20 protein-coding genes are annotated in these 20081 nt (G+C 62.4%); 14 read left to right on the top strand and 6 right to left on the bottom strand.

Annotated elements, in window-relative coordinates; genetic code table 11:
* Positions 1-41 precede the first annotated feature (41 nt).
* From AC1DD7_RS13475 to AC1DD7_RS13460, 4 genes are read left to right on the top strand one after another with little or no spacing between them, the layout of a single operon-like run.
* On the top strand, positions 42-1148 hold the full coding sequence (locus AC1DD7_RS13475; protein WP_477515356.1) for a Gfo/Idh/MocA family protein: 1107 nt from the start codon (positions 42-44) through the stop codon (positions 1146-1148).
* A 27-nt stretch (positions 1149-1175) separates the two neighbouring features.
* Positions 1176-2138, top strand: coding sequence for a DUF6807 domain-containing protein (locus AC1DD7_RS13470; protein ID WP_477515355.1), 963 nt, complete (start codon positions 1176-1178; stop codon positions 2136-2138).
* Positions 2138-2884 carry a cupin domain-containing protein gene (locus AC1DD7_RS13465; RefSeq protein ID WP_477515354.1) on the top strand — a complete coding sequence of 249 codons (747 nt, stop codon included), beginning with the start codon at positions 2138-2140 and terminating at the stop codon, positions 2882-2884. The genes AC1DD7_RS13470 and AC1DD7_RS13465 overlap by 1 nt, the downstream gene beginning before the upstream one ends.
* A gap of 25 nt (positions 2885-2909) precedes the next feature.
* On the top strand, positions 2910-3932 hold the full coding sequence (locus AC1DD7_RS13460) for a LacI family DNA-binding transcriptional regulator (protein WP_477515353.1): 1023 nt from the start codon (positions 2910-2912) through the stop codon (positions 3930-3932).
* A 138-nt stretch (positions 3933-4070) separates the two neighbouring features.
* Here AC1DD7_RS13460 and AC1DD7_RS13455 read toward each other — a convergent pair whose 3' ends face one another.
* The gene (locus AC1DD7_RS13455) at positions 4071-4502 is read right to left on the bottom strand and encodes a hypothetical protein (RefSeq protein WP_477515352.1); all 432 of its coding nucleotides are present in this window, start codon (positions 4500-4502) and stop codon (positions 4071-4073) included.
* 269 nt (positions 4503-4771) lie between these two features.
* Here AC1DD7_RS13455 and AC1DD7_RS13450 point away from each other — a divergent pair, with 269 nt between their 5' ends.
* The gene (locus AC1DD7_RS13450; protein WP_477515351.1) at positions 4772-5509 is read left to right on the top strand and encodes a GAF and ANTAR domain-containing protein; all 738 of its coding nucleotides are present in this window, start codon (positions 4772-4774) and stop codon (positions 5507-5509) included.
* Between the two features lie 24 nt (positions 5510-5533).
* Here AC1DD7_RS13450 and AC1DD7_RS13445 read toward each other — a convergent pair whose 3' ends face one another.
* Positions 5534-5995 (bottom strand): hypothetical protein, encoded by a 462-nt coding sequence (locus AC1DD7_RS13445; RefSeq protein WP_477515350.1) that lies wholly within the window; start codon positions 5993-5995, stop codon positions 5534-5536.
* A 223-nt stretch (positions 5996-6218) separates the two neighbouring features.
* Between AC1DD7_RS13445 and AC1DD7_RS13440 the strand changes: the two genes are divergently transcribed.
* The 3 genes from AC1DD7_RS13440 to AC1DD7_RS13430 all read left to right on the top strand — a co-directional run bounded on the left by AC1DD7_RS13440 (position 6219) and on the right by AC1DD7_RS13430 (position 8839).
* Entirely contained in the window at positions 6219-7592 is a 1374-nt protein-coding gene (locus tag AC1DD7_RS13440) for an MFS transporter (RefSeq protein WP_477515349.1), read from the top strand.
* Positions 7593-7689: 97 nt separating this feature from the next.
* Positions 7690-7917, top strand: coding sequence for a hypothetical protein (locus tag AC1DD7_RS13435; protein ID WP_477515348.1), 228 nt, complete (start codon positions 7690-7692; stop codon positions 7915-7917).
* A gap of 466 nt (positions 7918-8383) precedes the next feature.
* Positions 8384-8839 carry an SRPBCC domain-containing protein gene (locus AC1DD7_RS13430; RefSeq protein ID WP_477515347.1) on the top strand — a complete coding sequence of 152 codons (456 nt, stop codon included), beginning with the start codon at positions 8384-8386 and terminating at the stop codon, positions 8837-8839.
* Here AC1DD7_RS13430 and helR read toward each other — a convergent pair.
* The gene (helR, locus tag AC1DD7_RS13425; protein ID WP_477515346.1) at positions 8836-11025 is read right to left on the bottom strand and encodes an RNA polymerase recycling motor ATPase HelR; all 2190 of its coding nucleotides are present in this window, start codon (positions 11023-11025) and stop codon (positions 8836-8838) included. The two genes, AC1DD7_RS13430 and helR, sit on opposite strands and share 4 nt — an antisense overlap.
* Before the next feature lie 271 nt (positions 11026-11296).
* On the opposite strand from helR, the gene AC1DD7_RS13420 reads away from it, so the two are divergent.
* Genes AC1DD7_RS13420 through AC1DD7_RS13410 form a run of 3 tightly spaced genes read left to right on the top strand, consistent with a single transcriptional unit; the run spans position 11297 to position 13798 of the window.
* Positions 11297-12289: an NADP-dependent oxidoreductase gene (locus tag AC1DD7_RS13420; protein WP_477515345.1), complete on the top strand. Its 993-nt coding sequence runs from the start codon at positions 11297-11299 to the stop codon at positions 12287-12289.
* A gap of 42 nt (positions 12290-12331) precedes the next feature.
* Entirely contained in the window at positions 12332-13177 is an 846-nt protein-coding gene (locus AC1DD7_RS13415; protein ID WP_477515344.1) for an alpha/beta fold hydrolase, read from the top strand.
* Between the two features lie 12 nt (positions 13178-13189).
* Complete coding sequence (locus AC1DD7_RS13410) at positions 13190-13798, top strand: TetR/AcrR family transcriptional regulator (protein WP_477515343.1); 609 nt, start codon at positions 13190-13192, stop codon at positions 13796-13798.
* On the opposite strand, the gene AC1DD7_RS13405 is transcribed toward AC1DD7_RS13410, so the two are convergent.
* The 3 genes from AC1DD7_RS13405 to AC1DD7_RS13395 form a co-directional block, all read right to left on the bottom strand.
* The gene (locus AC1DD7_RS13405) at positions 13799-14206 is read right to left on the bottom strand and encodes an SRPBCC family protein (RefSeq protein WP_477515342.1); all 408 of its coding nucleotides are present in this window, start codon (positions 14204-14206) and stop codon (positions 13799-13801) included.
* On the bottom strand, positions 14203-14517 hold the full coding sequence (locus tag AC1DD7_RS13400; protein ID WP_477515341.1) for an ArsR/SmtB family transcription factor: 315 nt from the start codon (positions 14515-14517) through the stop codon (positions 14203-14205). Before AC1DD7_RS13400 ends, AC1DD7_RS13405 begins: the two co-directional genes overlap by 4 nt.
* A 72-nt stretch (positions 14518-14589) precedes the next feature.
* Positions 14590-15444 (bottom strand): FG-GAP repeat domain-containing protein, encoded by an 855-nt coding sequence (locus AC1DD7_RS13395; protein ID WP_477515340.1) that lies wholly within the window; start codon positions 15442-15444, stop codon positions 14590-14592.
* A 246-nt stretch (positions 15445-15690) separates the two neighbouring features.
* Between AC1DD7_RS13395 and AC1DD7_RS13390 the strand changes: the two genes are divergently transcribed.
* The 3 genes from AC1DD7_RS13390 (at position 15691) to AC1DD7_RS13380 (ending at position 20031) form a co-directional block, all read left to right on the top strand.
* Positions 15691-17031 (top strand): hypothetical protein, encoded by a 1341-nt coding sequence (locus tag AC1DD7_RS13390; RefSeq protein ID WP_477515339.1) that lies wholly within the window; start codon positions 15691-15693, stop codon positions 17029-17031.
* Positions 17032-17131: 100 nt separating this feature from the next.
* Positions 17132-17338 carry a hypothetical protein gene (locus AC1DD7_RS13385; RefSeq protein ID WP_477515338.1) on the top strand — a complete coding sequence of 69 codons (207 nt, stop codon included), beginning with the start codon at positions 17132-17134 and terminating at the stop codon, positions 17336-17338.
* Complete coding sequence (locus tag AC1DD7_RS13380) at positions 17293-20031, top strand: NPCBM/NEW2 domain-containing protein (protein ID WP_477515337.1); 2739 nt, start codon at positions 17293-17295, stop codon at positions 20029-20031. Before AC1DD7_RS13385 ends, AC1DD7_RS13380 begins: the two co-directional genes overlap by 46 nt.
* The last annotated feature ends 50 nt before the right edge of the window (positions 20032-20081 follow it).

Genomic DNA, 20081 nt, shown 5'->3' with positions numbered 1-20081 from the left:
TCGGACATCATCCAAGCCAGAACCTGTTGGAGAAACCTCATATGCAGACGTACAAAGTGGCAATCGTGGGAACGGGCGGGATCGCTGCTGTGCACGCGTCCAACCTGGCCCGCACCGAGAACAGGGCAGAGCTGGTGGCTGCATGCGACGTCGACGACGCGCGGCTGCAGGCCTTTGCCGATGAACACGGAATCGCCGGGCGATACCAAAGCCTCACCGAGTTGCTCGCCGAAGCCAAACCGGACATCGTGCACCTTTGCACTCCGCCGATGATGCACATCGATCAAGCCATAGAGTGCCTGGAAGCGGGTGTGCATGTCCTGTCCGAGAAGCCGCCAGCGCTCAGCCTCGCGGACTTCGACCGCCTCAACGACGCCGAAGCCCAAGGCGGCGCCCAGTTCTCGTGCGTGTTCCAGCACCGCTTTGGTGATGCCTCTGCCGCAGCACGTACCTTGATCGGCGGAAGCGACTTCGGACGTCCGCTTGTTGCCCGCTGCGATACCCTCTGGTACCGGCCGGATGAGTATTTCGAGCTGCCATGGCGGGGCACCTGGAAGGCGGAAGGCGGCGGTCCCACCATGGGCCACGGCATCCACCAGTTCGACCTCCTCCTGCACCTGCTCGGCCCGTGGGAAGAGGTCACGGCCATCGCCTCCCGTCAGGCCCGGGCAACGTCCACCGAGGACCTCTCGGCTGCCTTGGTTCGCTTCGAAAATGGCGCCGCTGCCACGGTCATCAACTCCCTGCTCTCGCCCCGCGAAACCTCGGATATCCGCGTTGACTGCGAGTTCGCCACCATCGAGCTCAGCCACCTGTACGGGTACGGCACCAAGGATTGGACCATCACTTCGGCACCTGGCCATGAGGACCAAGTGTCGGCTGCTTGGACTGCCGGACCCTTGGGACGGGGCAGCGGCCACTCGGCACAATTCCTGGCGATGTATGACGCGCTCGACGCCGGACTCCCGCTCCCAGCCGGAGCCGACTCAGCGAGGCAAACACTTGAGTTCGCTGCCGCAATTTACGCCTCCGCGTTCACCGGAAAGCCGGTGCGCCGCGGGGAGATCGTTCCCGGCCACGCTTTTTATGCAGGCATGGATGGAGAGGGCCAAGGGACCCGCGTCCTTGCTTCCACCGCCCGTTCCTGAAACCCGCAACGACTCAACGGAGAATCCATGACAACCTCAGCCCAAACAGCCCCGACCACCACCCTCAGCTATTCCGACGACGGCCGTTCCCTGACTTTCACAGCCGGCGGCCAGGACATCGCGAGCTATACGTACCGTCCCACTGACGATCAGTACGAAAGCCCACGCCCCTTCTTCCACCCACTCACCACCTTGGAGGGCGACGAAGTCACCATCTCCCGTCCGTGGGACCACGTCTGGCACAAGGGACTCTCTTGGGCGTTGCCCAATGTGGGCGAGCACAACTTCTGGGGTGGTGCGACCTACACCCGCGAGACCGGCTACGCGAACCTGGAAAACAACGGGGCAATGAACCATGAAGCCTTCAGTTACATCGAGGAATCTGCTTCAACTATCACCGCCGCTGAGGCCCTGCTCTGGACTGCACAGCCAACTGAGCCCGGACAACAGGGTTTGCCCCTCATCCGGGAGCAGCGCCGCTTCGCCATCCAACTGCTGCCCTCCGAAAATGCGTGGGCACTCCTTTTCGAAACGGAGATGAGCAATGTCTCCGGTGCCGAGATCGGTATCGGAAGCCCCACCACGGAAGGCCGGGACAACGCAGGGTACGGTGGCCTGTTCTGGCGCGGTCCGAGGTCCTTCACAGGCGGCGAATTCCGGTCGGAAGCCGGCACCGGGGCCGACGACTTCATGGGAACGCGATCACCATGGATCGCATTCACCGGCCAGCACGACGTCACCTGCCGGAAGTCGACCATCATGTTCGTGGAGGACCAATCCAACGTGGGTGCGTCCAATCAATGGTTTGCCCGTTCGTCCATGTTCGCCTGCCTGGGTTCGGCGCCGTTCTTCAGCGAAGTAGTCCCGCTAAAGGTCGGTCAACCACTCAAGTACAGGTACGCCGTCGTGATTTCCGACGGCGATATCGCCACAGACTCGGCCAGCGCGCTCGCTGGCGCAGCCCGGGATGCCTTGGATGGTTGGGAATAGTGTGCTCTACATTCCCGGGCGCGACCGCCGTATCCGAGGTCAGCATCTACAACTGGCCGGGCCCGGACGGTGAGGCCGGCGGGTCCCCTCATGTCCACACGGCCTCGACTGAGGCTTACATAGTCCTGGGAGGATCCGGCCGGCTGGAGACGCTGGACTCGCGCGGTTTCACTACTACGGACCTGGTGCCTGGAGCCGTCGTTTGGTTCACTCCTGGGACCGTCCACCGCGCGATCAACGATTCCGGGGATCTCAAGGTGATGATCGTCATGCAGAATGCTGGCCTCCCCGAGAATGGCGACGCCGTGATGACGTTCCCGCCAGAGCATTTAGTGGACGTCGACGCGTACTCCCGCGCTGCTTTGCTTCCGTCCAGGGACGCCGACGGCGGTGACGCGGCTGCCGAGGCTGCCGCGCGTCGTCGTCGGGACCTGGCTTTGGAGGGATATCTGGAGTTGAAGGCTGCTGTCATCACATCCGGCGTGCCGGCGCTGGCCGAGTTTCATGCTGCGGCTGTTCGATTGGTGAGTGGCAGGGCCGGAACGTGGCGGGGCTATCTAGCTGAAGGAGCGGTACGCCAAGCTGAGCTCACCAAGGGCAATTTGGACTCTCTCGAGTCGATGGAAAGTTTCTACTTGCAAGACTCGAGGACTACGATAGGCGAACGGAAAACCCGCAGGATTTACGGCATGTGTGGCCGAATCCAATCGTGGGAACTTTCCGAAACTATTGCTGCTGGGAGGTGATCCCCGGCCGAAAGGGGTGCGTTCCATGGTGACCAAACAGGACTCTGGGCGGGCGACGATCAGCGAGATCGCCCGGGAGGCCGGAGTGTCCGTGCCCACCGTTTCCAAGGTCCTGAACGGCCACGCCCATGTCGCAGCAGCTACGCGCGCCCGGGTGGAAGAAATCATCGCCAAGCGCGACTACGCCCGTCGCCCGGCCAAGCGGAGCAAGAAGGCTGGCCTTGTTGACCTCGTGTTCCCCGGCCTGGCCTCCGAATGGGCGTGCGAAATCATTGAGGGCGTTGAGCGCGTTGCCCAGGAAGCCGGATATGGCACGGTGGTCAGCAGCCTGTCTCTGGACGGATCGCGGATTCGGCCGTGGCTGGCGAACCTCGCCGAGCGGAAATCCGACGGCGTGCTGCTGGCGGTTTACGAACTGGACTCGAAGCAGATCCAGCGCATCAAGGCGCTCGGAATCCCGGTGATCCTGATCGATCCCGTAGGCCAGCCGGGCCCGGACCTCATGACTGTTGGTGCTGCGAACTGGGATGGCGCCTTCTCGGCAACTGAGCACCTTTTGAAACTCGGTCACAAGCGTATTGGCATGATCGGCGGCCGTGAGGACCTTCAGTGCAGCGGGGCCCGCGAGGACGGCTATCTGGCTGCACTGCGCCGGGCAGGTGTTGACGCGGATTCTTCGTTGATGGTGCCCGGTGATTTCTCTACGGAGTCCGGCGCCCGGGGAACTGAGGCTCTCCTGGCCCTGAATGACCGGCCCACAGCCATCTTCACCGGCAACGACGCCCAAGCCCTCGGCGCCTACCGTGCCGCCCGTTCTGCCGGGCTGCGCATCCCGGAAGACCTCTCGATCATCGGCTTCGACGATATTCCAGCCGCTGAATGGATCGAACCCGGGCTAACAACAGTCCGTCAGCCCGTGGTGCAGATGGCTGAGACGGCTATGCGCGCGCTGCTTCGGCATCTTGAAGGCGATGAAGAGTTACCGCAGCGGATCGAGCTCGGAACGGAGCTCGTGGTGCGGGGTTCGACGGCGGCCCCGCGCCCCTAAGCGCGAGACTGTGTCTTCCTGACCTTCTTTGAATCCAAGGCGGCCATTTTGCAACCCAAATAGGGTGCAGAAGGGCTGAACTCGGCCCAAACAAGATCAGGAAGCCAAAGGGGCCAGGCCAATGAGCGCGCCCCGAATTTAGCCCCGACCCATGCTCGTCGACGGGTTCTGGTCACCTTCGGAGGGGTCTGCCCGCAGTTCGTCCGGAGTACCATCCGGCAGACCTGCTGGTCCGGGGACGTCGCCCGATGCGGCGGGCACGTTGCGGTCCCCTTCCCGGTCCTGGTTCATGTCACTGTCAGTTTCTTCGGCACTGCGGGTTGCGGGTTCCTCGTGGGCCTCGCCGTCGCCAGCCACGGCGAACGAACGGTCGGAGGTGGCCTGCGCCTGCTCCTCAGGCGTGTCCGAGTCCATCGCGTTGGAACCTTCGCTGATGGAGGAGTGGACCTGGATGTCGTCGTCCTTCGCGCCGGGCTCGGGCACGTGCTGGTCGTCCACGGGATCGGACGTGCCAGCCAAGTCTTCCATCGCGTTTTCGGCGGCTTTACGGATGCTGTCTTCAACGCCCATCAGATGTTCTCCTTTGCACGAATGGTCCGGCGGCCGGACTCGGATAATAAAGTAAGCCTACTTACTTTCTCTCCGATGTGACACCCTGCCCGGATTGACAAAGTGGGTCGGATGGGTTCATGGATCTGCTGCTAAATGCATGTCGTGCCGCACTTTGTACCGTTGATCGTTGGACGATATGGTGTCTTCAGACCGTTTTGCAGAGGGCGGCGATATTCGCTCCTTTGCTGTCTGCTGGGGACGCTTTTCAGTCAGTAGGAACGTGCCACATGGTAAACCCCCTCCCCGAGCAGGAAGCTCTCCAGAATGGATATTTTCTGGATCTTGTCCTGGGTAGCGAAGATGTCGAGGCTTTTCTCGGCGATCTCGCTTCTTTCTCGGCAGAGAGCCTCTCACACCGCAAGTCGCCCGTGTATTGCGGCATCACAGTCCTTCGGCGCAAGAAGTCCGCGACGGCCGCCAGCAGTGACGACCGTGCCCGTGTCATGGACGAACTCCAAGACACCTTTGAAGGCCCTTGTCTTACGGCCATGGACAAGCTGACCTCGGTGTTGGTCCCGGACCTTCTTCGCGAACACCGTTGGCCGGAATATGTCCAGGCCGCCTCCCATCAGGGGCTTCGGTCCATCCTGAGCGTGCCGCTGCTGGTCGAGGGGGATACCCGCGCTGCCCTGAACCTCTACTCAGAGCGGACCCACGCGTTCAGCGACGATGACGTGGAACGCGCCGAGGTATTCGCATCGCACGCTTCCAAGTCGCTACGCCTCGCGTTGAAGATCGCCCAGCTCAGCGATGCGCGGAACGATCTTGCCGCTGCGATGCAATCGCGCACGGTGATCGACCTGGCCGTTGGCGCGATCATGGCGCAGAACCACTGCAGTCAGGAGGAAGCGTTCACCATTCTGCGGACTGCCTCCAGCAACCGGAACATCAAGCTGCGGCATTTGGCCCAGTCGATCATCGCCGCCGTGTCCTCGGGGAAGGTTACAACGCACTTCGAGGAGTAGCGGCGTACCCTCCCATGGTTTCTTTCAGCCCACCCGTGTCCATGGATGGGCTGTACTGGTTGCCTTGCATGGGACGCAGTCACCGGACACGTGTTTCAAAACGAGTGTCTTCTCTTTGACGGCCCACTCATAGACCTCCTGAGCAGGCTTATCTTTCGCAATTGTCATTCGGTTCCCATCATTGGACCACGTGTCTTCAACATGCGGCTCCACGGGTGCCGGGCACTCTGGCAGGCCTTTCTGATCAATGGTGAACTTGCCATCTTCCTTGAATTCCCAGCTGAACGTACCCGTGTTTTCACAGAGGAACTCCTGCTTAAAATCGGGCACGACCCGCAGGACATCTTCCTTGGTGACCGTGGAAGTCCATGTCCCGACCAATGCTTGTTTTGGATCGGGCGCCGTTGCTGGTGCACAAGATGTAAGCAGGATGGTGGGCAGAATCGCGAACGGAGTAAGCAATTTCAAAAGACGACGTGCATACATGGCCTATGTCTCCTCAGGTGCGTGACTTGCACCCCCCGATTTGTCTGGAGCCCAATCAGACGCAGATCTTCTTGGAACGAACGGTACTCTCGACGATTCCCTGGCACCAGAGAGCGCGTTGACTCGATTGTTGCCGCCATACTGGATGCCCTCAGGCGGGCTTTCCGTCCGCCCCGCGAACGCGTTTCGTAACCCGAAGCAACTATGGAGCAGACTTGGGTGGGTGACGACGAATAGACCCCGGCCCGGCCTCGCGATTGCTGCACTGAGCCTCGGGACGGCGCTGAACCCGCTGAACTCGTCCATGATCGCGGTCGCGTTGGTAGTCCTGCGGGAGGACTTCGCGCTCGACGTCGCCACCGTCACCTGGGTGATCACGTCGTTCTACCTCGCGTCCGCTGCCGGCCAGCCGCTCATGGGCAGGCTCGCTGACCGCTTCGGCCCCCGCCGCTTGTTCACTTTCGGCATGGCCTTGGTCGCGGTCACCTGTGCCATCGCGCCCTTCCTTCCCAGCTTCGCGTTGGTGTGCGTGGCGCGTGCCCTGATGGCCGTAGGAACTGCGACGGCGTACCCCTCGGCTGTCGTGATGGTCACCGAATTGAGCAAGCTCGCTAACTTGCCGTCGACCCGGCCGCTGGGCAGGATCCAGATGGCAAACACGTCGGCCGCTGCCGTGGGTCCCGTGGTCGGCGGATTGTTGGTGAGCCTGGTCGGCTGGCAGGCGCTGTTCGCGATCAACGTGCCGATCGCGCTGCTTGCTCTGATTGTGGTGCACAAGGCCGCGCCAGCCGATTCTGGGCGAGAAACGGGCAAGCTATCAGCGCTGATCCGCGACTCCGACATCCCCGGCATCCTCGCTTTCGTCACCTCGCTCATGCTCGCCATGATGGCGCTGCTCAACGTCATGCCGGCCTACCGCTGGTGGCTCCTGGCCGCTGCGACTGTGATCGGTGCGCTGTTCGCCTGGCGCGAGCTCCGCTTCCGCCCGCCGTTCCTGGACCTCCGCTTGCTGGGCAGGAACCGGCCGCTGCTGCTGGTCTATTTGCTGTTCATCGTTTTCAGCGGCGTCTACTACTTTGCCTTCTTTGGACTGCCGCAATTGCTGCAGGAGGCAGGTCATTACGACGCCGGTGTGGTGGGCCTGCTGATGCTGCCCCTTGCGGCGTTGTCGGTTGTGGTGACGCCACTGACCGTGCGGCTCATTGAGCGGTTCGGCGTGCGTTCCGTGCTGATCACCGGGGTGTTGATTCTGACTGTTGCTGCAGCGGGTCTTGGCGCGCTCACGTTGACGCTGTGGGCGCCGTTGGTGTTCGTGCTGACTGCCATGATGGGCATTCCCTACGGAATCGTGAGTACGGCCTCGAACCAAGGGCTCTACGTTTCTGCACGCCCTGAGGAGCGAGGAGTAGCTGCTGGTATCTTCCAGACCTGCCGCTACCTAGGCGCGATCACTGCAACCGTGCTGATTGGCGTTCTGTATGGCTCCGGCGTGAACCAAGCCAACTGGGGACTCATGGTGCTGGTGATGCTGGGCCTGAACGTTCTGGTGTTGGTGCTCGCGGTGATGTGGCGGAAGCCCGCCGCGGACACGCGATAAACAACCGACGCAAAGAATCGGGCCTTCCGCAACACGTTCCGGCGTTCACTCGTACTCACCACTGCAATAGTTACGTCCCAGATTGCAGGAGAAGTAGATGCTTGGACTCGAAAATACCCCGGAAATTGTTAGTGGTTCGCCCGCACCCGAATTGTGGCTGGTGTTGGTAACCATTGCCATTCTTGTGACTCTAGTGGTGCTCGCCGCCGTGGTGGCTTCCCGCTTGGTGTTGCCACTTTCTGCCTTGTTGCAACGACGACGTCGTGGGAGGGGGCCGCGGCATCGCAGCTCCCGCAAGCGGGAGTTGTCCCGGGGAAGGCACTAGCCCAATATCCCTACTGCAGGCTCGATCTCCAGGGGATGGGCCGGCTCCGTGATCTTGTTTGCAGAGGTGCGGATCGCTGAGTTGGCCCAGCCCGCGCTGGAGGCCCTCAGCAACCGCGGCGTGGAAGGGCCTGTGGATATGGGCTTCGCCGAATTGCCGGCAAACACGGTCGCCGGGATCCTGAACTCGAACTGCTTCGCGCCCCGAGCAGCCGACGGCGGAGACAGCCAGCAGCCTGGAACGGCTCGTAGCCTTCACCGGCCGCACTGTCTCTCTCTAAACCCTCCTAAATCAAGCAGCAGGACGCCGCTGGCCAACGGAGTCCGCGTGGCCTGCGATGGCAGCACGTCGCCCAGCCAGCGTGAGCCTCAACATGCCCGGTGGCTGCGAAATCGAAGTCCACGAAGCGCAGGAGATCCCGGGAATGTAGCATTCGAAGGACCTGACTCTTAGAAAGCGGAATGCGATGACAATCAGTCCAGATGGAACCGCCACCACCGTCAGTAAAACGTTCAGCCGTACCACCAAGGTGGCTACGACGATCGACGCTGATCCCGCCACGGTTTGGCGCGTCTTGACTACCGCGGCCGATTACCCCCGATGGAACTCGACCATTGTGTCCTTGAAGGGCGACATCAAACCAGGATCAACCCTCCAGCTGGTGTCCAAGCTGGATCCCAGCCGCACATTCAAACTCAAGGTCAAAGAGTTCGAACCCACCAGCCGCCTCGTATGGGGCGACGCACTGGGCAGCCGCGTCTACACCCTCACGGAAACCAACGGCGGGCAGACTCTCTTCGAGATGAATGAACGCATCGGCGGGCCGATCTTTCCACTGTTTGCGAGCAAGATCCCGTCCTTCGACGCAAGCTTCGAACAGTTCGCTGCCGACCTGAAAGCGGCTGCCGAGGCATCCATTTAGAAACCCTCGACGGCGGCAGTGCTGAGGATGACCAGCTGCTGGGTGGCCCTGGTCATCGCGACATAGCGGTCCACGGCTCCTTCGATGCCCGACCCGAATTCGTCTGGATCAATCAGGACCACGAGGTCGAACTCGAGGCCTTTGGATAGTTCCGGCGCAAGCCAACGCAAGCGCGGCGACGCTGGGAGCGAGCCGCGTCCGGCGTCGTTCTTGCTGATGACGCAAGCGATTCCTTCGGCGTGCGCGTCCAGCCACGTGGTGAGGATCGAGTCCAGGTCTGAAGCGGATCCGTGGACGACAGGGAGGTTGCTGCTCCGGATGGACGTGGGCACGTTTGCATCGGGGAGGGCGGCCTTGATGACGGGTTCGGCCTCCGCCATGACTTCCTCGGGCGTGCGGTAGTTGATGCTGAGATGCGTCAGGTTCACGTTGCCCAGGCCTATGCGCTCCAGGCGTTCCTGCCAGGACTCAGTGAATCCATGCCTGGCCTGTGCGGGGTCACCCACGATGGTGAAGCTCCGGGACGGGCAGCGTTGCAGGAGCATCTGCCACTGGGCGTCGGTCAGTTCCTGCGCCTCGTCCACCACCACGTGGGCGAAGGGGCCCGCGAGCTGGTCCGGGTCCGCGATCAACACTGACTCGTCCATGAGCTTCTCCTGCATGTCCTCGCCGCGCAGCATGGACATGACAAGCATTTCCGAATCGTCCGCAGCCACGAGGTCTTCCACCACACGGTCCATGAGCTCACGCTCGGCAGCGGCTTCGGCCTTCTGGCGACGCCTTCGCTTGGACGCTTCAGGATCGCCCAGCCGTTGGCGGGCCGCGTCCAGGAGGGGCAAATCCGACACAGTCCAGGCGTTGGGATCGGCCCGTCGAAGCTTCCCCACGTCATCGGCACTGAGCCGAGGGGCACACAGACGCAGGTACGCTGGCACCCGCCAAAGGTCGGCCACGAGATCCGTGTAATGAAGCAGCGGCCACGCCCGGCTGAAGGCTTCCACCAGGTCCGGATTCTGCGCGAAAGAGCGGCGAAGCAAGTCCTCCGGAACCTCGTCCGTATCGAACTTGTCCACCAGGATGGTCAGCAGTTCCTCCCAGACCTCGTCGCGCGCCTCATTGTGGGGAGTGCCTGGTGTTGGCACGTCGAAGGCCTCGGCCCAGTCGTCTGCGCTGAGCCAGACGTCGGCCCAGGGCGTCTCGACTTCCAGACCCTCCTTCGGTGGTGACTCGTAGAACCTGACGGCAGGCTCGATCGCCTCCACCAGGTCCGCAGAAGATTTCAGGCGAGCAGCCTCGGGGTCGGACTCGACGGCGGCGTCGGCTCCCTCAGGCACGAGATCCCGTAGGGTGCACGTCTGCACCCCCTCTTCGCCCAGGCTGGGAAGGACATCTGCAACGTACGCCAGAAACGGCCGGTGCGGGCCGACGAACAGGACGCCGCCCCTGCGGTGACCGAGCCGGGGGTCTGAGTAGAGCAGATACGCGGCGCGGTGCAAGGCGACCACAGTCTTACCGGTACCGGGACCGCCGTCGACCACTAACGCACCCCGTGAAGACGCACGGATGATGGCATCCTGATCCGCTTGGATAGTGCCCAGCACGTCCCGCATCCGGGCCGAACGGCTGCTGCCCAGGCTGGCGATGAAGGCTGAAAGGTCCTCAAGGGCAGCCGTGCCGCCGGACGGATTCGTGGAGGCCCGGTCTGCGGTGAAAGCTTCGTCCCAGTAGTCGGTGATCCGTCCCCGGGTCCAGCGATAACGTCGGCGGGCCGCCAGACCCATGGGGTTGGCGTGGGTGGCTCCGAAGAACGGCTCGGCGGCGGGGGAGCGCCAGTCGACAAGCAGCCTGCGGCCGTCGCTGTCCGTGAGGCCGAGTCGCCCAATGTAGAGAGGTTCAGTGTCGCCGGCGGGGACAACACGACCCAGGCAGAGGTCGAGTCCGAAGCGACGCAGTGCACGCAGCCGACCGGTTAGCCGGCGGGTTTCGACGTCCTTCTCCACGGCCTCCTGGCCGAAGCGGCTTGGGGCTTTGCGTATTGCATCGAGCTGGTCGGACAGCTCGGAGATGGTCTGTTCAAGGCTCTCGGCGATGGCTGCGAAGTGCTGTTCATCGGCAGCGATCAGGGCTGGATCTGCTTTGGGTGCGAGGTGCTCGGGAAGGTTGAACGCGCTGGTTGTGAGAGGCACGCTGTCAGCTCCTTTCTGGGCTGATGGCGCCGGAACCGCGCGTCTGAAACAGCGCGTACTTCCGGCGTCGGCTCTCAATTTTGCAGCAACCCCCGGGCCTTGCGGCAAGCCCCCCAGTGCCGTATAGATTGAAAGTGAGGAGACACAGACGTGTCTCCTTTTTCGTGCACTTTTGCCCGGGGCCGTGTCAGCCACGGGCCTCCCCTTGACTTAAGAACTGAGTAGCCTCAGAATTGAGCTTACTCAGTTATTTCGCAAGGAGAAACCCCCAATGAGAGCCTTCGTCCTCAACAAGTACAAAGAACCCCTGCAAGAGGTTGACGTTCCCGAGCCCGTCGTCGGCGAGCATGACGTGCTGGTGCAAGTGAAGGCGTCCAGCATGAACCAGCTGGACGAGAAGATCCGCCAGGGGCAGTTCAAGCAGGTCCTCCCGTACAAGCTGCCGCTGATCCTTGGCAATGACCTCGCCGGAGTCGTGGTGAGTGTCGGCGCGAAAGTACGGTCCTTCAAGCCAGGCGATGAGGTCTTCGCCCGCCCGCATCAGGACCGTATCGGTACGTTTGCCGAGCGGATCGCCGTGGCCGAAGTGAACCTTGCCATCAAGCCGGCGTCGATAAGTATGGAGGAAGCGGGATCCCTGCCACTGGTGGCCTTGACCGCCTGGCAGGCACTCGTTGAACGCGGCAAGGTTGGCCCGGGCCAGAAGGTCCTGATTCACGCGGGAGTTGGCGGCGTGGGCTCCATCGCGATCCAGCTCGCCAAGTATCTTGGGGCCACCGTTGCCACGACCGTCAGCGCCGGCAACGCGGACTTTGTTCGCGAGCTCGGGGCGGACGTGGTCATCGATTACCGGACCGAGGACTTTGCGGAGATCCTCCATGGCTACGATCTGGTTCTGGACAGCCTCGGCGGCGAGAATCTGGAGCGATCGCTGAAGGTTCTCAAGCCCGGCGGCAAGGCCATCGGCATTTCAGGCCCGCCGGATCCCGACTTTGCCAAGCAGCTCGGAGCGAACGTCGTGATGAAGAGCGCTGTCGCGCTCATCAGTGCAGGCATCCGTCGTAAAGCCCGTCGCCTTGGCGTCACCTACGAGTTCCTCTTCATGCGCGCCAACGGCAGCCAGCTCCGCGAGATTGCCGCGCTCATCGACGCCGGGGAAATCCGCCCCGTCGTCGGCCGGGTAGTCCCGTTCGACCAGACGCCGGACGTCCTTGCCGGGCTGGAAAAGGGCGGCGTCCGCGGCAAAACAGTCGTCACCCACTAAACCAATCAAATACTGCCAATCACACCGTAAGGAACAAACACCATGAGCAACGTCATCACCGCCTACAAGGACGCACCAGTCAGCACAGTTACCGCTGGCGGCGTCACGTACAGTTACCGCGAGCTGGGCCAGAAGGGCGGCATCCCCGTCGTTTTCCTGGTCCACCTCGCCGCCACGATGGACAACTGGGACCCGCGCATCATCGACCCCATCGCCGGGAAGCACCACGTAATCACCTTCAGCAACCGTGGTGTCGGTGCCACAACCGGCAACGTTCCTGGCACCATCGAGGAGATGGCGGAGGACGCCGCGACCTTCATCAGGGCGCTCGGGTATGAGAAAGTAGACCTCTTTGGGTTCTCGCTTGGAGGCATGATTGCCCAGGCTTTGGTCGTCAAATACCCCGAGCTCGTGCGGAAGCTCGTCCTTGCCGGCACTGGTCCTGCAGGTGGGAAGGACATCGACAAGGTGGCTCGCGTTACCTACTACGATGTCCTGCGAGCCACACTGACCCGGCAGGACCCCAAGGAATTCCTGTTCTTCAACCGCAATGCCGCAGGCAAACCTGCCGCGAGGTCATTTATCCAGCGGCTCAACGAGCGCACCGCCGACCGGGACGCACCCATCAAAACCAAGGCTTTCCAGACGCAACTGAAGGCCATCAAGAAGTGGGGCCGCACGGAACCGGCAAACCTGGGCGCGATCACCCAGCCGACACTCATCGCCAACGGCGACAACGACCGCATGGTTCCGTCCCGGCTCTCCGACGATATGCACCTCCGGATTCCGGGCAGTGAACTGGTCATCTACCCCGATTCGGGGCACGGCGGCATCTTCCAGTACCACCAGGAGTTCGTCCCCGTCGCCCTCGAATTCCTGGGCCGCTGATACGGTATTTGAATGCAGGCTGTGCCCCAGACCCTTGGCCGACGTGAGCGGAATAAGCAGGAGAAGCTTGACCGCATCACCGCTGCGGCCCGCGAGCTATTCACCCAGTACGGCGTAGATGAGGTCACCACCCAGCAGGTGGCTGAAAAGGCCGACGTCGGATCGGGAACCTTGTTCTTGTACGCCAAGACGAAGGCGGAGCTGCTTCTCCTGGTCCACAACGTCAAATACGCCGAAGCGCTCAACTCGGGCGTCGCCGACGCGGAACAGGAAGAAGCTGTTCTGGACGGGATCATGGCGATCATCCGACCCATCATCAAATGCAACCGGGTCCAGATCGAGAACGGCCGGACCTACCTGAAAGAGATCGTTTTCGGCGATCCGGCCGAACCCCACCATGCGGAGGCACTTGCGCTGACCATCCGCACGGAGGCCGTCATCGCAGAGGTGTTGGGCCGGGATGAGCAATTGACGGCTCGGGACCCCGCGAAAATTGCCCGCGTCATTTCGGCGATCATGTTCGTCAGCATGAGCTCATCCGCCAATAGCGGTCTCACCGACGAGCAGGTCGGCGATGAGATCCGCGATCAGATCAACGTGGTTTTGGCCACCGGAAGCTAGCTAGGCGACGCTGACCAGGACTTGATCGATCCTCGCGAGAAGGCCAGGCCATCCGTTGCCCATCCCCTCGAGGGCTTGCTGTCCCATGGGGGTGTCAAGGTTGAAGCCCGCGTGCTTGAAGTGAAGGACGGTGCCGGATTCGGTGGACTCCAAAGCCCACGTAATGGTGGTGTCCAGGATGCCCTCGGCGAAGACGAACGTGATGGAGGTGCCGGGTTCGACGGCGGTGACTTCGCATTGCTGCTGGCCCCAGCCGCCCATGTCCATGGTGAAGCGGTGTCCCACCACGGGTGCGATGTCGCCGGCAGCCCACCAGCGCGCGAGCAGTTCCGGGGTGGTCAGGGCAGCCCACACTGCCTCTTTGGGGTGCGGGAAAGTGCGCTCGAGCCTGATGGCGTTTTCGGTCATGGAGTGTTTTCCTCATCCAATAGTTCGGCCAGGGCATCGAGCCGCTGGTTCCAATATTGCTCGTAGTGCTTCAGCCAGTTGCTGGCATCCCGCAGGCCTTCGGCCTCAAGGTGATAGATCCTGTTTCGGCCTTGCCGTTCCTCACGGATCAAGCCGGCTTCCCGCAGGACCGCCAAATGCTCGGACGCTGAAGAGCGGCTGAGGTCCAAGCGGCCCGTGAGATCGCCCGCCGTCAAGGGACCCTCACGAAGGCTATCGAGGATGGTACGCCGCGAAGGGTTCGCGAGGGCGCCGAAGACGTCGGGAAGCACTCGATGATGATATGTCGGAAATTTCCGAAATGACAACCCGGGCCGGACTTGCGGGTGAAATCAGGACGGAGATCAGACCAGCGCGGTCATGATGTTCCAGCCTTCTCCGATCTGTTTCCGCGGCTCCAGATGGCGGCTTCCAATCCCGGGATAGAGCCAGAGGATGCCGTTGGTATCCCGCGCGATGATCTGCGAGTACCCCACGTAATTGTTATCGAAGTTGCCGGTAGCAATGATGGCCGTCATGGTGTTCCAGCCTTCGCCGACTTGCATCCGGGGCAGCCACCCGCCAGTGCCATTTCCGGGGTAGAGCCAGAGGCGGCCGCTGGTGTCCCGGGCAAGGAGATCCATTTTTCGGTCCTCGTTGAAATCGCCGCGACCGATCAGAGCAGTCATCACGTTCCAGCCCTCTCCGATTTGGAACCGGGGGAGCCACCCGCCGAGGTGATCTCCTGGATACAACCAGAGGCGCCCCTCCGCATCACGGGCCATGAGATCTGGCAGGTAGTCGCCATTGAAGTCCCCAGGTCCCACCAGAGCCGTCATGACGTTCCAGCCGACACCCACGTGCATCCGGGGCTTAAGAATCCCGCCGCCCGTGCCGGGGTAGAGCCACAGGTCGCCATTCGCGTCCCGGGCCAGGAGGTCGTCCGTGAACTCGCTTTGGAACTTGCCGGGACCGACGATTGCGGTCATCACGTTCCAGCCCTCGCCCATCTTGAAACGGGGCTTCTTCCAGCCGCCCAGGCCGTCACCAGGATAAACCCAGAGATCGCCTGCTGTGTCGCGGGCAAGAACATCATGAAAGTAGCTGGTATTGATGGTGACGTAGTCCCAGTTGTTGTTGGGTACGCTGAAAGCGCGGGTGCTCGTCGGGTTTGCTTGGGCAGGAACCACCATGAGGCCTAAGAAAAAGACGGCAACCATGGCCACGGCTGCTCCAAGGAAAAGTGGGCGCCTCCGGCTTCGAAACCTTCGCAATGCATGATTAGTGCGCCGTGCAGTAGTAGTCGACCTTGATCGGAACATCACTGTTACCCCCATTAGCAACATAGCCATCACGCGATGGACCGGAGCTTATCCGGATCGCCGAAGTTTTGTTAGGGGCTGACGGAAAGGCCTGTCATCCTATAGACATTCAGGTTTCACCGATCGGGACGGAATCGAGGAGCCATGAGGCGGGTTCGCTACTTCACAGCGGCAGCAGCGGTTGCCGTCCTGATACTCACCGGCTGCACAGGAACAGCGGAACCGAGCGCGCCGCCGTCGGGCCCGTCAGCAATTCCTACCGGCACGGCTTCCGCATCATCGACAGGTTCGCCGTCCACAACGCCTTTGGCGGCGTTGGCCAAACTCCCCAGGATTCCTTGGGACGGTGGCCCCGAGTTCTATAAGAAGTTCAGCAAGGCCGACGCGGCAGGGTGGGATGACCCAGACTTCTTCCCCGTCGGAGTCTGGTACGCATCAGGTAACGGCGAGCAGATGCAGTTCGACAAAGCCCACGGCATCAACTTCTACGTCCAACTGAACCCGGACACTGACTATGCCCTCTTCGATCAGCACGGCATGTTCTCGCTGATGAAAGTGAAGAACGCACCAGATGATTGGGCGCAGCTCCCGGGCAACTACGTCGACGACGAAGCAGATGGCAGGTTCGGTTGGGATGAGGGCGTAGCCCACATGAACCAGGCGGTCGAAGGGTTGAAGGCTAAGGAGGAGGGCCGGTTTACCTACGCCAACTGGACTCCATCCCTCATCAGCTACGACGCACCGATGGACATCACCAAGCGTTACTGGGAGACCGTGGACGTGTCCTCGACGTCCAACTATTACTACGCAGGTGCCTGCCGCGATTGGCGGCTGCGCACCCCGCAGGGATACAACCCGACGACGACGGCCACCTGCCAGACGTCGTCGGCGTACGCAAAGGCCATGCAGGTGATGCAGGAGGTCAACGCCGCAAGGGGTGTGCACTCGCCCATCTGGATGGTCCCGACCGTGCTTAGCCCGGAAGGTGAGCATGACCTGTCCGACCAGATGACACCGGACAGGGTGAAGGCACAGGTGTGGGCGATGCTCATCCACGAGTCGCGCGGAATCGTGTGGTTCACGCAGTCACCTGGAGGTGGCGACGATAACCCGTGCATGTCCGGAGATGCGCTCGCGGACGTCCGCATTCACAACACCGCATGCTCCCGGGATCAGGTGCAGGCTATGGGTGAAATTAACGCGGAAGTGAAGGCCCTGGCGCCCGTCCTGAACACGCAGAGCTACGTGTGGAACTTCGGTGATGGGCTGGACACCATGCTGAAAAGCTACAACGGGGACGCCTACATTTTCGCGATGACGCAGGACGCACAGACCGGGGAGCGGACCTTCACCCTGCCAACGGGTGTCACTCCCAAGACGGTTGAGGTGGTGAACGAGAACCGCACCATCGCAGTGAAGGACGGGAAGTTCACGGATGACTTCCCCGTTGAATCCACCCACCATGTTTATAAGGTGAGGCTGTAAGGGCGCTGCGCGCGCATGTTCAGTCCTGTGCATTTCGTTGCCCTTCGCAGTGCAACCGCAAGAAACTCCTTGAGGAAACCCACTCAACGAGGAGCCTCACTTGCACCCACAAACCCTGGCCAGACGTCTGGCCGCAACCACCGCATCCGCAGCGCTCATAGGAGCGATGCTGGTTGCCGCCGGAGTCGCAGCCAGCCCCGCAGCAACCGCAGCTGAACTGCCACCGCCACCCACCGGCGTCGTATATGCCAGCGATGTTCCTTGGTCCAGCATGACCAACGGTTGGGGGCGGCTGAACTGGACATGAGCAACGGCGGCCAGGCGTTGGGGGACGCGAACCGCAGGCCGCTGACCATTGGCGGCACCGTGTATGCGAAGGGCCTTGGTACCCACGCGGCGTCGTCCATTACGTACAACCTTGCCGGGCAGTGCCGGCAGTTCCTCGCCCAGGTGGGTGTGGACGATACGCAGGGGGACCGCGGCCGTGTGGACTTCAAGGTCCTGGTGGATGGCGTGGAGCGCTTCGCGGGGGAGCGGAAGGGAACCGACGGAGCCCTGCCCGTCAACGTGGATCTCAGGGGCGGGTCCACGCTGCAGCTGAAGGTGGAGGCCGGCCCGGAAGGCAACGGCAACGATCACGCCGACTGGGCCGATGCCAGGATCAACTGCTCCGATGAGTTCCTTGCCGCACCGCTGAGGCTCGAAGCCTCAGGTGAGACCAACCTTGGTGCGCTTGTTCCGGGGACTCCGGCGACCGTCGTCGTGCGTGATCTGCAGCCGTTGGGCGCAGTGGGTCTGTCGCTGGGTGGCGTGAAGGTGACCAGCGGCGTCGCGGACCAGAGCGGGGTAGCTACCCTGACGTTCGTGGTGCCGGTGGGTACCAAAGGTGGTGCCACGGAGCTGGGCGTCAGTGGGCCGGGACCGTTCGGGACGCCATCCGTCGGCAAGACCCCGGCAAGTATTGTCACGATCAGCAGCACCAAGTTCTTCGTGGACTGCTCGGCCAGTGCGCCGGGAGACGGCACGGAGGGAAGCCCCTTCAACTCGATCGCCCAGGTCAACGCCCATGGCGCGTTCGCCGCGGGTGAGTCCATCCTGTTCCGCGCCGGAACCGCGTGCGACGGCGCGCTGACGCCGGGAGGTACGGGCGTCGCGGATCACCCGATCACGGTCGCGAGCTATGGCGACGGCGGCAAGCCAACCATCAACGGCGGCGGCGCTGTAGCTGCCGTGCAGATCACCAACGCCAGCCACTGGACCGTGAGCGGGCTGCACGTGATCAACCCGTCGGCTGAGCTGGGCCGCCGCGTGGGCATCCTGTTCAACACCACCACGGCGTCCGCGCAGGCGGGAGTGGTGATCACCGATAACCATGTGGAGGACGTTGCCGGTTGGTCGAACAAGACCGGGGCCCGCAGCGCCGAGTTCCCGCTATCCGCCGGGATCATGGTCCAGGTGCAGGGCGGTTCGGGGGCTTACAACGGCATCACGATTACTGGGAATGAGGTCAACGATGCCGGTGCAGGTGGCATCAAGCTGGCCGGCGACACCTCGCTGTATCACCGCAACGTGTACATCGGACACAACTCGATTCACGAGGTTGGCGGCGACGCGATCGTGGTGCACAACTCGGACGCGCCGCTGGTGGAGCACAACAGCGGGCTGAATCTCGGGATGGGCAAGTACCCGTTCATCGCGGGCAACTTCGCCGGAATGTGGCCGTACAACTCCCGCAACACCCTGTTCCAGCACAACGTGGTGGGCAACAGCGTCACGTCCACGTACGACTCCACGGCCTGGGATTGCGACATCAACGTGGTGGGCACCTGCACCTTCCAGTACAACTACTCGTACGGGAATGCGGGCGGCTTCTACCTCAACTGCATCTCCAACTGCGCGGGCGGCGCCACCACGGCCAACGTCGTCCTCCGCTACAACATCGCCCAGGACGACTGCCGGATGGGCGGCAGCAGCAGCGGCACCGGCAAGCACTACATCTACAACAACACCTTCTACTGCCCGTCGCGCACTTTCCTGGACGACATGACCGGCCCGCGCGAGGTCCGCAACAACCTCTTCGTGGCACCGGGCGGAAGTCTCAAAACGACCTCGGCTTCTTATGCGAACAACGCGTACTTTGGGGGCATTGTGCCGCCCGCCGGCGAGACGGGTTCCGTGCTCGGCGACCCTCGGTTGGTGGCTGGCGGCAGTGGGCAATCCTCCTTGGACGTGCCGGGGTACCGGTTGTTGTCCGGGTCGCGTTTGCTGGGTGCGGGCGTTGTTGTTGCCGACGACGGCGGCAGGGACTTCTTCGGTAATCCCACCTCTGGTGCCTCTTCTGTTGGGGCACCGAACATCGGGGCTTACCAAGGGCCGGGCGTTGCTCCTTCTGCCTTGCCGTTTGCTTCGTTGGTGAACCAGACGTCGGTGGCGAGTGCGGCGAACCCTCGGAATGGTGCCGTTACTGCGGACCGGCGGACGTTCTCCGAGGAGGCGCTGGCTGCGGCTGGGCTTGTGAGTGGGAGGCCGTACTCGGCGTTTGGCGTGTCCTCCGTTTGGCACCCTGCGGCTGTGGGTACTCCTGACACTCTCAAGGCTGCGGGGCAGGAGGTTCGTGTTTCCGGCCGCGGACGGACCTTGCTGGTGACTGGGTTCTCCACGGGTGGTATGTCATCCGGGATAGCGACCGTGCATTTCACGAACGGCCAGAGCAGGCAGGTCACTCTGAACCTGCCGAACTGGCTCTCTGGTATGGCTACGGATACGAGCGCGGTGGTGGCGTCTTCGGCTTATCACCAGCGGCACACGCAGTCTTACAACGGGGGTCCGTCGACTGTGGTCCGGGTTGATGAACCGGCTCGCGTGTTTGCCACGAAGATCGACATTCCTCCGGCATTCGAGGTGTCGAGTGTGACGCTGCCGCAGGGGAATGCGCTGGTGAATGAGGGGCTGAACATCATGGATATTGCTGTTGGGAATCTGCCGGTGGGCTTGGGGTGATTTAGCTCGCCGTTGAACTAAAGCAGGAGTGGGACCCGCCGCCGTGCGGG

The sequence above is a fragment of the Paenarthrobacter sp. 10L412 genome, from assembly GCF_056395565.1.
This window is presented reverse-complemented; position numbering and strand designations above follow the sequence as displayed.

Bases quoted from the DNA above. Each gene is read 5' to 3' on its own strand.
- AC1DD7_RS13475 (WP_477515356.1), top strand. From the start codon at position 42: ATGCAGACGTACAAAGTGGCAATCGTGGGAACGGGCGGGATCGCTGCT.
- AC1DD7_RS13470 (WP_477515355.1), top strand. From the start codon at position 1,176: ATGACAACCTCAGCCCAAACAGCCCCGACCACCACCCTCAGCTATTCC.
- AC1DD7_RS13460 (WP_477515353.1), top strand. From the start codon at position 2,910: ATGGTGACCAAACAGGACTCTGGGCGGGCGACGATCAGCGAGATCGCC.
- AC1DD7_RS13455 (WP_477515352.1), bottom strand. From the start codon at position 4,502: ATGGGCGTTGAAGACAGCATCCGTAAAGCCGCCGAAAACGCGATGGAA.
- AC1DD7_RS13450 (WP_477515351.1), top strand. From the start codon at position 4,772: ATGGTAAACCCCCTCCCCGAGCAGGAAGCTCTCCAGAATGGATATTTT.
- AC1DD7_RS13445 (WP_477515350.1), bottom strand. From the start codon at position 5,995: ATGTATGCACGTCGTCTTTTGAAATTGCTTACTCCGTTCGCGATTCTG.
- AC1DD7_RS13435 (WP_477515348.1), top strand. From the start codon at position 7,690: ATGCTTGGACTCGAAAATACCCCGGAAATTGTTAGTGGTTCGCCCGCA.
- AC1DD7_RS13430 (WP_477515347.1), top strand. From the start codon at position 8,384: ATGACAATCAGTCCAGATGGAACCGCCACCACCGTCAGTAAAACGTTC.
- AC1DD7_RS13420 (WP_477515345.1), top strand. From the start codon at position 11,297: ATGAGAGCCTTCGTCCTCAACAAGTACAAAGAACCCCTGCAAGAGGTT.
- AC1DD7_RS13415 (WP_477515344.1), top strand. From the start codon at position 12,332: ATGAGCAACGTCATCACCGCCTACAAGGACGCACCAGTCAGCACAGTT.
- AC1DD7_RS13410 (WP_477515343.1), top strand. From the start codon at position 13,190: ATGCAGGCTGTGCCCCAGACCCTTGGCCGACGTGAGCGGAATAAGCAG.
- AC1DD7_RS13405 (WP_477515342.1), bottom strand. From the start codon at position 14,206: ATGACCGAAAACGCCATCAGGCTCGAGCGCACTTTCCCGCACCCCAAA.
- AC1DD7_RS13395 (WP_477515340.1), bottom strand. From the start codon at position 15,444: ATGGTTGCCGTCTTTTTCTTAGGCCTCATGGTGGTTCCTGCCCAAGCA.
- AC1DD7_RS13390 (WP_477515339.1), top strand. From the start codon at position 15,691: ATGAGGCGGGTTCGCTACTTCACAGCGGCAGCAGCGGTTGCCGTCCTG.